Source organism: Acidimicrobiales bacterium, from assembly GCA_041394265.1.
Taxonomy (GTDB): domain Bacteria; phylum Actinomycetota; class Acidimicrobiia; order Acidimicrobiales; family SZUA-35; genus JBBQUN01.
The window spans coordinates 2972615-2985570 of sequence record JAWKIO010000005.1 but is presented as its reverse complement, the minus strand read 5'-3'; the positions used below and the strand labels follow the sequence as shown (position 1 = coordinate 2985570).

At 67.3% G+C, this 12956-nt stretch carries 14 protein-coding genes; 8 read left to right on the top strand and 6 right to left on the bottom strand.

Going from position 1 to position 12956, the window contains the following annotated elements:
* Position 1: 1 nt before the first annotated feature.
* Positions 2–2440: a DUF87 domain-containing protein gene (locus R2733_14675; GenBank protein MEZ5377747.1), complete on the top strand. Its 2439-nt coding sequence runs from the start codon at positions 2–4 to the stop codon at positions 2438–2440.
* A gap of 21 nt (positions 2441–2461) precedes the next feature.
* Here the strand turns inward: R2733_14675 and R2733_14670 are convergent, their stop codons facing one another.
* Together R2733_14670 and R2733_14665 are read right to left on the bottom strand one after the other, a co-directional pair.
* Complete coding sequence (locus R2733_14670; GenBank protein ID MEZ5377746.1) at positions 2462–3424, bottom strand: LLM class F420-dependent oxidoreductase; 963 nt, start codon at positions 3422–3424, stop codon at positions 2462–2464.
* 50 nt (positions 3425–3474) lie between these two features.
* Entirely contained in the window at positions 3475–4473 is a 999-nt protein-coding gene (locus tag R2733_14665) for a hypothetical protein (GenBank protein MEZ5377745.1), read from the bottom strand.
* A gap of 116 nt (positions 4474–4589) precedes the next feature.
* Here R2733_14665 and R2733_14660 point away from each other — a divergent pair, with 116 nt between their 5' ends.
* Both R2733_14660 and R2733_14655 read left to right on the top strand, forming a co-directional pair.
* Entirely contained in the window at positions 4590–4775 is a 186-nt protein-coding gene (locus R2733_14660) for a hypothetical protein (protein MEZ5377744.1), read from the top strand.
* A gap of 35 nt (positions 4776–4810) precedes the next feature.
* Positions 4811–6010 (top strand): steroid 3-ketoacyl-CoA thiolase, encoded by a 1200-nt coding sequence (locus tag R2733_14655; GenBank protein ID MEZ5377743.1) that lies wholly within the window; start codon positions 4811–4813, stop codon positions 6008–6010.
* Between the two features lie 6 nt (positions 6011–6016).
* On the opposite strand, the gene R2733_14650 is transcribed toward R2733_14655, so the two are convergent.
* Positions 6017–6139: a hypothetical protein gene (locus tag R2733_14650; GenBank protein MEZ5377742.1), complete on the bottom strand. Its 123-nt coding sequence runs from the start codon at positions 6137–6139 to the stop codon at positions 6017–6019.
* On the opposite strand from R2733_14650, the gene R2733_14645 reads away from it, so the two are divergent.
* Genes R2733_14645 through R2733_14635 form a run of 3 tightly spaced genes read left to right on the top strand, consistent with a single transcriptional unit; the run spans position 6132 to position 8649 of the window.
* Positions 6132–6545 (top strand): thermonuclease family protein, encoded by a 414-nt coding sequence (locus tag R2733_14645; GenBank protein ID MEZ5377741.1) that lies wholly within the window; start codon positions 6132–6134, stop codon positions 6543–6545. The two genes, R2733_14650 and R2733_14645, sit on opposite strands and share 8 nt — an antisense overlap.
* Positions 6546–6559: 14 nt before the next feature.
* Positions 6560–7405, top strand: a complete 846-nt coding sequence (locus tag R2733_14640; GenBank protein MEZ5377740.1) for a polysaccharide deacetylase family protein — start codon at positions 6560–6562, stop codon at positions 7403–7405.
* A 56-nt stretch (positions 7406–7461) separates the two neighbouring features.
* Complete coding sequence (locus R2733_14635) at positions 7462–8649, top strand: amidohydrolase family protein (GenBank protein MEZ5377739.1); 1188 nt, start codon at positions 7462–7464, stop codon at positions 8647–8649.
* Positions 8650–8709: 60 nt separating this feature from the next.
* On the opposite strand, the gene R2733_14630 is transcribed toward R2733_14635, so the two are convergent.
* Together R2733_14630 and mca are read right to left on the bottom strand one after the other, a co-directional pair.
* Positions 8710–9060 (bottom strand): SCP2 sterol-binding domain-containing protein, encoded by a 351-nt coding sequence (locus tag R2733_14630; protein MEZ5377738.1) that lies wholly within the window; start codon positions 9058–9060, stop codon positions 8710–8712.
* A complete protein-coding gene (gene mca, locus R2733_14625) occupies positions 9060–9923 on the bottom strand; it encodes a mycothiol conjugate amidase Mca (protein MEZ5377737.1) in 864 nt (287 codons plus the stop codon). Before mca ends, R2733_14630 begins: the two co-directional genes overlap by 1 nt.
* Positions 9924–10033: 110 nt before the next feature.
* Between mca and R2733_14620 the strand changes: the two genes are divergently transcribed.
* Positions 10034–10519, top strand: a complete 486-nt coding sequence (locus R2733_14620) for an NfeD family protein (protein ID MEZ5377736.1) — start codon at positions 10034–10036, stop codon at positions 10517–10519.
* A 66-nt stretch (positions 10520–10585) separates the two neighbouring features.
* Positions 10586–11719, top strand: coding sequence for an SPFH domain-containing protein (locus R2733_14615; GenBank protein ID MEZ5377735.1), 1134 nt, complete (start codon positions 10586–10588; stop codon positions 11717–11719).
* Positions 11720–11735: 16 nt separating this feature from the next.
* Here R2733_14615 and R2733_14610 read toward each other — a convergent pair whose 3' ends face one another.
* Positions 11736–12956 carry a TrkA C-terminal domain-containing protein gene (locus R2733_14610; GenBank protein MEZ5377734.1) on the bottom strand — a complete coding sequence of 407 codons (1221 nt, stop codon included), beginning with the start codon at positions 12954–12956 and terminating at the stop codon, positions 11736–11738.

The window sequence follows — 12956 nt, the reverse complement described above, 5'->3', positions numbered from 1 at the left end:
CATGGAACGATCAAAAGGCAAGCTCTTCATCGGCGAGGGGCTCGACCCCGAGAGCGGCGATCGCAACGGTCACGGCGTCCAGCTCGACAGCGCAGACTTCACGACCCACGGTGTCATCGTCGGCATGACCGGATCGGGCAAGACGGGCCTGGGCATGGTCCTCCTCGAGGAGACGCTCCTCTCCGGCGTGCCCGTGCTGGCCATCGATCCCAAGGGCGATCTCGGCAATCTCTGCCTCACGTTCCCCGATCTCGCACCGGTCGACTTCGAACCGTGGATGGACGCCGGCACCGCTCGGGTCGAGGGCACCACCACCGCTGCCCTCGCCGAGAAGACCGCTTCGATGTGGAAGGACGGTTTGGCAGGCTGGCAGCTCGATGGCACCGACGTGGCCCAGCTTCGGTCGGCAGCGCGGCCGATCATCTACACCCCGGGCGCGAACCACGGCGTTCCTCTCGACGTCCTCGGGCGTCTCACGGCCCCGGCGACCACCGATCCGAGTGCCCGACTCGACGAGGTCGACGCCACCGTGTCCGGGCTGCTCGGGTTGATCGGGGTCGACTCCGATCCGCTGTCGGGTCGTGAGCACATCCTCATGGCCAACCTGATCGCACGGGCGTGGGACGCTGGCAACGACCTCGATCTCCCCACGTTGCTCGCGCAACTGCTCGACCCACCGATCCGCAAGCTCGGCGTCCTCGACCTCGACACCTTCTTCCCCGCCGCCGATCGCCAGGCATTGGTGATGCGCCTGAACGGTCTGCTGGCGTCGCCCTCGTTCGCCTCCTGGGCCGAGGGCGCACCCGTCGACATCGAGCGCATGCTCTGGGACGCCGACGGTTCGGCTCGTGCTGCGATCATCTCGCTCGGCCATCTCGAGGAGACCGAGCGCCAGTTCGCCATCACGCTCATCCTCTCCAAGCTGATCAGCTGGATGCGTACCCAAGCGGGCACCAGCGAGCTCCGGGCCATGGTCTACCTCGACGAGGTCATGGGGCTCGCGCCGCCCGTCGGGAACCCACCCACCAAGAAGCCGATCCTGACCCTCCTCAAACAGGCTCGCGCCTTCGGGGTGGGCCTGGTGCTGTCGACCCAGAACCCCGTCGACCTCGACTACAAGGCCATCAGCAATGCCGGCACCTGGCTGATCGGACGACTCCAGACCGATCAGGACAAGAACCGTCTCGTCGACGGTCTGCGCGGCGCCGACGGCGCGGTCGACATCGCCGAAGTCGAGCGCACGATCTCCGGTCTCGGCAAGCGCCAGTTCGTGCTCCGCACCTCCAAGTCGAGCGCCCTGCCGAAGCTCACCACCCGTTGGGCGATGAGCTATCTCGCGGGACCACTCACCCGAGAGCAGATCGCCACCCTCATGGACGACAAGCGGGCGGCCGCCGTCGGGAGCCCATCGCCAGCGGGCGGGCAGGCCGCAACGCCGACACCTGCAACCGCTGCAGCAACGGCGACGGCAAGTGCGGCTCCCGAGGCGGCTCCGCTCGCCGACGACGAATCGACCGTGCCCCCCACACTGCCCAGCGGGATGACACCACTCACCGTGCGGGCCTCTGCCCCATGGCTCGACACACTCGGCATCGACCCGTCGGCCAACCGTCTCGAACCTGCGCTCGCAGCTCGAGTCAGCCTGCTCTTCGACGACACGAAGGCCGACCTTCGACACACCGAGGAGTGGGAGGCGATCATCCCGCTCACCGGCCGCTCGATCGACGTCGCCGAGGCCGTCGAAGTCGACTTCGATGACCGGGACTTCACCGACACCATGCCCGGGGGTTCGGTGTACGTCCTCCCCTCGTTCGAGCTCACCACCACCCTGGTCAATCAGACGCAGCGAGACCTGAAGGACCATCTCTATGCCAAGCAGTCGCTCGCGCTGCTCAACAACCCCGAGCTCAAGCTGTGGTCGCGGCCGGGCGAGAGTGCCGACGACTTCGGGCGCCGGTGTCAGGAGGCGGCCGAGACCGGCGCCGACGCCGACGCCGAGAAGATCCGCGCCAAGCTCGAAGCGAAACGCTCGTCGATCGAGACGGCGATCGCCAAGGCCGAGGATCGAGTGGCCGAACTCGAAACCCAGGCGGCCGGCGCCCGCAACAAATCGATCATCGACATCGGGTCGAGCATCCTCGGTGGATTGCTCGGCGGGCGCAAGCGGTCATCGAGTCTGGCGACAGCAGCTCGACGTGCGGCGTCGGGCAACAAGTCGACCTCGGCGGTGAATGCCCGACTCGAGTCGGCTCGCAACCGGGCCGCCGAGAAGATCGACGACCTTGAACAGCTCGAACTCGACCTGCAAGAGGCGATGATCGAGATCGACGACGAGTGGAATCAGAAGGCGGCGGTCATCGAGACCGTCGAGATCCCACTGGAGAAGACCGACATCACGGTGGCCGACATGGACGTGGTCTGGCTCCCTCGGTCGCGCTGATCGGATCGGCGCCGACCAGAATCAGGCCGGCGCGAGGTCGCGCATTGCCTGCAGTGGATCGAGTCCACCGAACGGCATGATCGCCAGCGCGGGGGTGTCGATTCCCGCCTCGACGTACCGGGCGACGTGCTCACGGCACTCCTCGGGCGTGCCGTGGATGATCAGCTCGTCGACCACCGAGTCGGGGATGGCAGCGAGCGCTGCCTTGCGGTCGCCGGCCTTCCAGTTCTCCCACATCCCGGCGAGCACGTCGCCGCGCCCCATCCACTCGTGGAAGGCGGCATAGACCGGGACGTTCAGGTAGGCGGCGATGGCGAAGCGGGCCTGAGCCCGCACGGTGTCGGCATCGGGGTTCGGACAGACGAACAAACGAGCCACGATCTCCTTGCCCTCACCCTGGGCGTGCACGATCGGTGCCACTCGCGTGACGTCGTCGACCGACAGCCAATTCAGGATGGCACCGTCGCCTTCTCGGCCTGCCAGCTTCAACATTCCCTCGCGCAGCGCGGCGATCAGGATGGGCGGCCGCTCAGCGGTACGGACCCCGAGCCGGAAGCCGTCAACACTGAAGGTGTCGTAGGTCTGCGTGACCTTCTCGCCCTCGAACGCCGCCTTCACGAACCGCACCATGTCTCGGGTGCGCTTGTAGGGCTCCTCGAACGGGATGCCGTTCCATTTCTCGACGATCACGTTGGAGCTCGAACCGATGCCCATGACGAACTTGCCCGGTGCGGCGTCGGCCAGCGAAGCGATGGTCTGGGCCATCAGCGCCGGTCCGCGGGTGAACGCCGGGATGATGGCCACGCCGAGTCGGAGTTCGGGCGCCCATGCGGCGGCCAGCGCCAAGGGCGTGAACCCGTCGGTGCCGTCGGCTTCAGAGCTCCAGACGTCGGTGTAGCCGAGGTCGACGAGCTCGCGATAAATCTCGCGATGCTCGACGAGGCTCTTGCCGCCGAGGGGAATGGTGATGCCATAGCGCGACATGGTGGATCCTTCGAGGTGCCGATTCATGAGTGGGTCCCCAGCGTGGCCGCTCAGTCGTGTTCGCGCCAGACGACGTGTGAACTGGCGGCGAGCAACCGTTGGCGCGGCCGTCTGCCCCACCAGGCGCCGAGCAGCAGCGAGGGTCCGGAGGTATGGACCACGGCCATCGGGCCGGACAAGCCCGGTAGCCCCGTGGTGGCAAACGTCGGACCGAAGTCCTCGACCACGGCCGCCCACACCGCGTCGGTGGTGACCGGGTCGGGTGGCCGGTCGAGATGCCGATCGCCGAGCACTGCTTGTGTCGCCGCCTGCGCGGACTGACTCCGTCGGCTCGAACGCCACCAACGGCTGGGGGCGAACCCCGGACGGAGCGCGACTTCGGTGCCGCTCAGCAGCGTGCGGAGCAACTCGTCGAGCCGACGGCTCGGGGTGGCAGCAGCAAACACCGCCACGTCGAGGACCTCTGCGCCGAAACCGAACCCCCAGCGAAGTCGGCGGTAGTCGGACACCACCCAGCACTGGGCATCGAGCAGATGGTCAGAACGGATGATCACCCGCTCGAACCCGATGGGCCCGAACTGCCAGGCGCGCAATCTGCCGCGACCCGACCAAACGCCCACTCGGGCCTCGGTGTCGCGGCGAGGCCGAACCGACTCCCACAGCCGCTGGGCGTCGAGCAGCGCCTCTCGCGCCGCGATCCGCTCGTCGTCGAGGTCGGCCGAGGTCAGTGAGCCGTCATGCGAGCGGTCCGAACGAGCGCCGGCCGAACCCACCCGCCGCGGCATGATGTTGCCGAGTGCCGGGTGACGCCGAATCTCGGGTTCCGGGCGCTGGTCGGTCTCGATCACCCGGGCGAGACGGGTGCGCGCCTCGACCACGGCCTCGGCCGCCCGACGGCTGACCGACTCATCGCCGAGCGCCGCCAGGGAGCGACGTTCACGCCAGGCGAGCACGCCTTCGCCCACCGCAAAACAAGCGATCGCCAACGCTGCGATCACCAACGCTGCGACCAGCAGCGGGAACGACAGCACCGGGAACGACGTTGACACGCGGCGACGATAGTCACCCCCGACGATGCTGCCGGGCATCCCCCCGACACACCACGACACACACCTGTGTTCTCCCAGCTCAGAGCCGTGTCACACCCCCTCCCCATACTGTTCCCATGGTCCAAGCACAGCTGCTCCTCCTCCCCACCGACACCACCTGGCGCCTCGACCCGTCCACCCGTCGTATCGGGCGCGAGGGGATCGCTGCGGCTCGCGCCGCACTCGCCGCCGCCAGCCACACCGACGCCAACTCGAACAACGCTGCGAGTCCCGCTCCTCACGAGCACACCCTCGCAGCTTGACCGCCGACGGGGCGATGCCCCTACGCTGCGCTGCTATGGCTACTCCCACCTCCCCCACCGACGTCGTGATCATCGATGCGGTCCGTTCCCCCATCGGTCGTCGCAACGGCGGTCTGTCCACCATGCATCCCGCCGATCTCCTCGGCAAGGTCCACGAGGCCCTGTTCGAGCGCACCGGCGTCGATCCGGCCCAGGTTGGGCAGGTCGTCACCGGCTGTGTCAGCCAGGTCGGCGAACAATCCTTCAACATCGGGCGCACCGCCTGGCTCGCCGCCGGTCTCCCCGAATCGGTCGCCAACACCACGATCGACACCCAGTGTGGGTCATCACAACAGGCCACCAACTTCGCCACTGCCCTCATCGCCAGCGGCGTCGTCGACATCGCCGTGGCGTGCGGGGTGGAAACGATGAGCCGCATCCCGATCGGCATCAACTCCAACAAGAAGCTCGGGCTCGGCGTACCGATCCCCGGCCCCTACTTCGAGCGCTACGAGATGACCTCACAGTTCGAAGGCGCCGAGCGCATCGCCGACAAGTGGGGCATCAGCCGCGAAGACACCGACGCGTTCGGGCTGCTGTCGCAGCAACGTGCTGCCCAGGCCTGGGACGAAGACCGCTTCGCCACCCAGATCGTCCCGATCGAGGCCCCCGAACGAGGCGAAGACGGCGAGAAGCTCGACACCACCCACCTCATCACGCGAGACGAGGGCCTGCGCGAGACCACCCTCGAGAAGCTGGCCACGCTCAAGCCTGTCGCCCGCGAAGACGGCGTCCACACCGCAGGCTCGGCATCGCAGATCTCCGACGGCGCCGCCGCGGTGCTCATGATGAGCGCGGCCAAGGCGGAAGAACTCGGCCTCACGCCGATGGCCCGGGTCATCGACACCGCCCTGGTCGGCGTCGACCCCGTCCTCATGCTCACCGGCCCGATCGACGCGACGCGTCACATGCTCGAGCGCACCGGCCTCACCCTCGACGACATCGACCTGTTCGAGATCAACGAAGCCTTCGCATCCGTCGTCCTGGCCTGGGCCAAGGAGTTCGACACCGACGTCGAGAAGGTCAACCCCAATGGCGGCGCGATCGCCCTTGGTCACCCCCTCGGAGGCACCGGCGCCTTCCTCATGACCAAGGCCGTCCACGAGCTCCACCGAGCCGACAAGAACACGGCCCTCATCACCATGTGCTGCGGTGGGGGAATTGGAACCGGAACCATCATCGAGCGCATCTCGTAGGCGCCATCACACCGGCGTCATCCTCGCTGTCGTTGCCGCCGCCTTCGCCGCTGTCGGCTGCGCCGGATCGCCGCCGAACCACGGCGCGACCTCGGCGGAGAGCCGAGCGACGGGTGTCGTCGTGGCCATCGTCGACGGTGACACCCTCGATCTCGACATCGAGGGTGTCACCGAACGAGTGCGGCTCCTGGGGATCGACACGCCCGAATCGGTGTCGTCGACCACGCCCGACCAGTGCTTCGGCCACGAAGCCACCGAGGCGCTCCGCGGCCTGTTGCCGATCGAGACCCAGGTCGACCTCGAACGCGACCTCGAAGCCCGCGATCGGTACGGCCGACTCTTGCTCTACCTCCATCGATCGAGCGACGGGCTCTTCGTCAACGAGTGGCTCCTCGACGGCGGCTTCGCCAACGCCGTGAGCTACGCCCCCAACGACCGGTTGGCGGCGCGTTTCTCCCGCACCGAGGCCGATGCTCGAGCCCGGGGCGCCGGGCTGTGGTCCCGATGCGACGGGCCGGATCAACCACTCGAGTGAGTACCGTACATTTGGTGACATCAGTACTGGAACGCCTCGGCCATCCCGACGACGCCCGACTCGTGATCGTGACCTGCGACGGCCTCGGTTCGTCGAACGCCGCCAATCGCGGCGTCTACGATGCGCTGCGCAACGGTCTCGGCACCACCTCGGCGATCCAGATGCCCTGCCCGTGGGCCCGCGGCGCCGCTGCCGAGTACGGCGGTGAAGACGTCGGCGTGTCGCTCACGCTCAACAGCGAGTACGAGCTGTACCGGTGGGGCCCGCTCACCCACGCCCCCTCACTCCTCGACGGCGACGGCGGCATGCCCCGTACCGCCGCCGACCTGTGGGACCACGCCGACACCGAAGAGGTGCTCCGCGAGTGCCGCGCGCAGGTCGAGCGAGCCGTGCTCTGGGGGTTCGACGTGTCCCACCTCGACGCCCATCTCGGCACGCTCTACAGCCGACCCGAGTTCTTCGATGTCTACCTCGAGCTGGCGTATGAGTTCCGACTCCCGATCAGCCTGCCCGACCCCAGCGTCGACCTTGGTTTCCCGGCTCGCGACCTCGCGGCCGATGAGGGTGTGCTCATGCCCGACCACACCGTGGTGGTGCCCCTCGGCCATGAGGCTCGCAGCCGGCTCCAAACCGCACTCGGCCAACTCGAGCCCGGCGTCACCGAGCTCCACGTTCGCCCCGCCGCCGACACCCCCGAACTCCGCGCCATCACCCCCCACTGGGCAGCGCACGTCGGTGACGCGCATCTGATCACCAACGACTCGGCCTTCCGCCAACTGCTTGCCACGTGCGGCGCCACTCCCATCGGGTACCGAGCCCTCCGAGACGCTCAACGAGCCGGGGCATCCACCGGAATCTGACGCAGCATCCACGGCTGCTCTAGCGTGACCCTCGTCACTCATCTGGGGAGCTCACCATGACTGCCATCGATCCGTCGTCCCGGTCCGACCGTCGCTATCTCGACGCCGACAGCCACATCATGGAGCTGCCGAACTTCCTGCGCGATCACGCGGCCGACAACGAACTCGACCTCGTTCCACGGTTGAGCCTGAGTGGCGGCGGCAAGCTGGCCGATGCGCTCGACCGCCTCGACGAGCGGGGTGGTCATGCCCCGGAGCGCATCGACGCGATGATCGCGCTCGGCAGCCAACTCCTGAGCGGACCCAAGGGCTACGAAGCACTCGGCGCCTTCAATGCGGCGGAGCGGTCACAGGCACTCGACCAGCTCGGCTACGAGCGCCAGTGGGTGTTCGCCACGTTCAGCACGGAGCAGATCTTCTCGGCGATCAAGGATCCCGCAGCCCAGGCCGCGTCGATCGCTGCGCACAACCGCGGCATGGCCGCCTTCTGCGCCAACGACGATCGCCTCATCGGTGTCGGCGCGGCCGTCCTCGACGACCCATCGCACGCATTGGTCGATCTCGAGCAGGTCATCGACCTCGGCTTGGGAGCGGTCTGGGTCCCTCACCGTCCCGCCGGCCAGCGATCACCCGGTCACGACGATCTGGATCCATTCTGGGCCCGCGCCGCCGAAGCCGGCATCACGATCCTGCTCCACATCGGGGGTCATCCGCTCCAGCTCAAGACCGACTGGATGAACACCGGACGCGACGTGCCGACCGACTGGCTGGGTGGCGGAGAGAACGTCCGAGGCAAGGACATGATCGCAGTGCACCACGCCGCCGAGACCTTCGTGGGCACGATGGTGCTCGATGGCGTGCTCGAACGCCACCGTTCGTTGCGCGTGGGTGTGGTGGAACTCGGCGCCGGCTGGGTGCCGGCGATGCTTCGGCGACTCGACCTGATCGCGGAGATCTGGAAGCGCTCCGAGCCCGAACTCGCCGGCCTCACCCGAACGCCGTCGGAACAGATCACCGAGCAGATGGCGTTCACGCCCTATCCGTTCGAAGACGTCGGCCAGCTCATCCGGGAGTCGAACGCCGACCTCTATCTCTTCTCGAGCGACTACCCGCACATCGAAGGCGGCCGCAACCCGCACGGACGATTCGAGACGTCACTCGCGGGGTTCGATGACGACGTCCTCGACAAGTTCTACAGCGAGAACATGGCCCGTCTGATGGGCTGGGCAAGCCCAACTGACTGATGGGCTGGGCAAGCCCAGCTGCCTCACGGCCTGGGCGAGCCCAGCTGTGAGCGCTGCCCCTCAGGAGAGCGCGCCGTAGACCGCCGGGTCGTCGAGGAGCTGCAGCGCGGCGATGAGGTCACCCGACCGCCCCTCGGGCTTGAGGTCACCACGCATGTAGGCCTTGGTGAGGTCGAACTCGCCCGCGAGCCAGGCCGCGCGCTGGGCACCGGTGAAAGGGATCCGCACGTTGGCCTCGCCCGGTTCGATCCCCTCGGCCACGCCGACGACTCGTCCGTCGACCAGCTCGAGCACGAGCGACGAGGTCTTGCCCAATGCGAGCTCGACGATGCCACTCAAGCCGGCGGCATCGGCGCGATCGGCGGTGGCGGCCACCAGCGCGTCGGCGAAGTCGCGATCGAAGCCCGCCATCAGGCATCGACTCCCGCAAAGAGATCGGTCTCGGGGTCGTCTTCGGTGGGAATGTCGCCCACCAACGACCGAGCCAGGATGTAGTCGTCGTAGGGGTAGGCCTCGACCGAGTGCTCGTCGGTCAGGCCGAACCAGAACGAGGCGGCCGGGTCGATCTGGGTGGCATGGGCGAGCAGCGCCGCCCGCCGGGCCCCGTAGTACGCAGAGATCTCGATCTTCGTGGTGATCCGGTGATCGAGCGACGGTCGCTTGAACCACCGCTCGTCGCTGTAGGGCGACTCGAGTTCGAGTTCGGAGTACTTGGCGTGATGGGCAAGCATCCGAGCCCGGCTCCACACCGAGTAGTAGAGCTTGAGCGGCTGCCACGGTTCACCCAAGGCGGGATACCAGTCGGGATCACCAGCCCGATCGAAGGCCAAAACGCTGATGTCGTGGACCCGTAGGTGATCGGGGTGCTGATAGCCCTGCTGGTCGTCGGCGTAGGTCAGCATCACGTGCGGGCGGAGGCGGCGAACGATCTCGACGAGACGCCCAGTGGCCTCGTCGAGGTCGGCTTGGGCAAAGCACGACGGGTGGGTGTTCGGCTCGGTGTCGGGCATGCCGGAATCCCGGTAGCCCAGCCACTCCAACTGATGGAAGCCGATGGCCTTCACCGATGCGTGGAGCTCCGAGCGGCGGATGGCGGTGAGGTTGGCCCGGACGTCGTCTCGATCCATCGCCGGGTTCAAGATGTCACCGGCCTCGCCACCGGTGGCGCAGACCAGGTAGGCCTCGTGTCCTTCGTCGACGTACTTGGCGACCGTGGGCGCACCCTTCGAGGCCTCGTCGTCGGGATGGGCGTGGACCGAGAGCAACCGTGCCATCACCAGACGATAACCCGCGTCCGTCAGCAACCAGTTTTCGGATTTCGCGGGAACCACACTCTCGAGTTGCGTCGTTACTAGGGTCGTACCGAACGACGAGAGGCAGCGCTGTGGACAGTCCATCAACCTGGGGCATCATCTGGCTCGTGGTCGCCGCCGCCTTCGGTGCGGGCGAGATTGCGATTGCCGGCTCCTTCTTCCTCATGCCGTTTGCGATCGGTGCCCTGCTCGCGGCAGTGGTCAGTCTCCTCGGCGCACCGATCCTGGTCGGCTGGCTGCTGTTCCTCGTCGGTTCTGGCGCCTCCTTCCTGGCCCTCAAGCCATTCGCCGCCAAGCTCGACGCTCAGCTCCCGAACCCCACGGGCTTCGGGGCCAACCGGCTCATCGGCGCCACGGGCGTCGTGATCGCCGACATTCCCGGCGGCACCGCCAACACCGGGCGAGTCAAGGTGAGCGGCGAGGAATGGGCGGCGAACGGGGCGCACGGGATGGGTATCCCGAACGGCACCCCCGTCACCATCACGGCAGTGGAAGGTACGCGCATCGTGGTTCAACCCACGGCCTCCCACGGTCTCGGACCGCTCGGTCCCTCCTGAGCTGTCATCGTTCGGCCTTGGCCGATCGTTTGTCATCTACTCCCATCAGTCAGAAGGAAACACCACATGGTTCCGGCCCTACTCACGCTCCTCTTCATCATCGCCCTCTTCGCTTTCGTCTACGTCAGTGCGGGCGTCAAGATCGTGCGGCCCTATCAGCGAGGCGTGGTCGAACGACTCGGCAAATACAAAGACACCGCCGATCCCGGCCTGCGCATCATCTTGCCGTTCGTGGAATCGCTCAAGAAGGTCGACATGCGGGAGCAGGTGATCGACGTTCCACCGCAGGAAGTCATCACCCAGGACAACGTCGCCGTGTCCGTCGATGCCGTCGTCTACTTCGAGCCGACCGATCCGCAGCGACTCCTGTACAACATCTCGAACTTCGTGCTCGCCGTCACCAAACTGGCCCAGACCAACCTGCGGAACGTGATCGGCGAGATGAGCCTCGACGAGGCCTTCACCTCACGGGAGCGCGTCAACGCTGCGCTGCGCCAGATCCTCGACGACGCCACCGACAAGTGGGGCGTGCGAGTGGTCCGGGTCGAGATCCAGCGCATCGACCCGCCGGCCGACGTGATGCACGCCATGCACGAGCAGATGAAGGCCGAACGGACTCGTCGAGCCGTCGTCACCGAAGCCGAGGGTTCACGCGAAGCAGCGATCACCCGAGCCCAGGGTGAGAAGGAATCGGCCATCCTCACCGCCGAAGGTCAGCGGCAGAAGGACATCCTCAACGCCGAAGGTGAAGCCCAGGCCGTGCGCACCCGGGCCGAGGCCGAGCAGTTCCGCCAGCAGGTGGTGGCCGAAGGTGAAGCCCAGGCCATCCGCTCGGTGTACTCCGCCATCCTCGACTCGGGCACCGACGATCGTGTCGTTGCGATCAAGTACCTCGAGTCGTTGCAGGCGATCGCCAATGGCAACGCCACGAAGATCTTCCTCCCGGCCGACATGAGCTCGTCGATGGGAGCGATCGGCGGCATCGCCGAAATCTTCGGCGGCAGCTTCGGTCCCCAGACCGCCAAGCCGGCGCCGGCCACTCCGGCGCCCGCCGCCGTCGGGCCGGCCCCGACCGCTGCACCGGCTCGCCCGGCGCCGCCACAGGCCGGCGCTCGCCAGCCGGCACCGCCACGCACGGCACCAGCACCACGTCAGATCACCCCGCCGCCCCCTGCCCCAGGCCAACTGCCCCAGGGTTGACGCCCGTTCGATCGGGTCACGAGGCCGACAGGGGCGAGAGTTCGATCTCGCCGTCGTCGTCCTCCTCGTAGCGCCAGCCGAGCAACTCGGCGAGCGCCGATCGGCCCTCTTCCGGGCCGGACGCCAGCACGAGGTCGCCCTCTCGAAGGTCGACGTGCTTGCGGGGCCGGTACCAGTACCGACCTTCTCGTTCGATGGCCAACACGTTGAAGCCGGGCTCGATCGGAAGTTCGAGCTCGGCCAGCGTTCGTCCGTGCACCTCGGCACCGACGCCGACCGGCATTCGCACCACCACGTCGTCGGTGTCGCCGAGCGCGATGCCGAGCACGGGGTGGAGTTCGGTCGACTGTTCGATCATCCACACCATGGCTCGAGCCTGGTCGCCGATGTCCTCCGCCGCCGCGCCGAGATGCAGCAGGCCCCGCAGGGGCGCCGGATCGGCACCGTCGGTCGCGCAGCGCAGCACCCACAGTTCGAGGCGATGGTTCATCTCGTCGAGTCGGTCCTCGAGGTGGCGCACCTCGGCCGCGAGGCTGCGGTCGCGGTAGATCAGCGACGAGTAGGCGAGGCCGACCGCCACCTCGGACAGGTTCTTCATCTCGATGAGCGTGTCGACCGCCCGATCGAGGTCGGTCAGCACCGCCGACTCCACCAATGGTGGCGGGTTCCACATGGGAGCGCCGGCCAACTCACGCAGTCGGGCGATGCCATCGGGAGAGCCCCGCAGGAACAGCACGTCGCCCGATTGCAGGATCTCGTCGCCTCCGGGATCGACCAGCCACGATCGGGCCCGTCGGATCGCCATGATGCGCATGCCGGTCACCACCGGCAGCTCGAAGGCCGACACCGGGCGGTTGGCGAAGTGTGAACCGCCGGCCACCTCGACGCGATGCGAGATCTCCTCGGCATCGGTGAGGTCCATCACCAATTCGCGAGGGATGCCCAACCGACGGGTCACGATCCGGGCGATGTCGACGGCGTCGTTGGCGATGCGCTCGAGCGCCGAGATCACCTGCAGCACCGCGGCCATGGCCTCGGCCTCACGCGGATTGCGAACCGCAACGATGCACAGGGTCCGCATTCGGTGTACGAGACTGGAGATCTCGTTCTCGAGTTCGTCGACCTCGTCGGCCATGTCGGCGTCGTCGAAGTAGAGCGCTGCGTACGCAAGGTCGACCATGAGTTCGCTGGTGTCCTTGGCCTCGGCCAGCATCTCTCGAAGATTGCGAGATTCCAT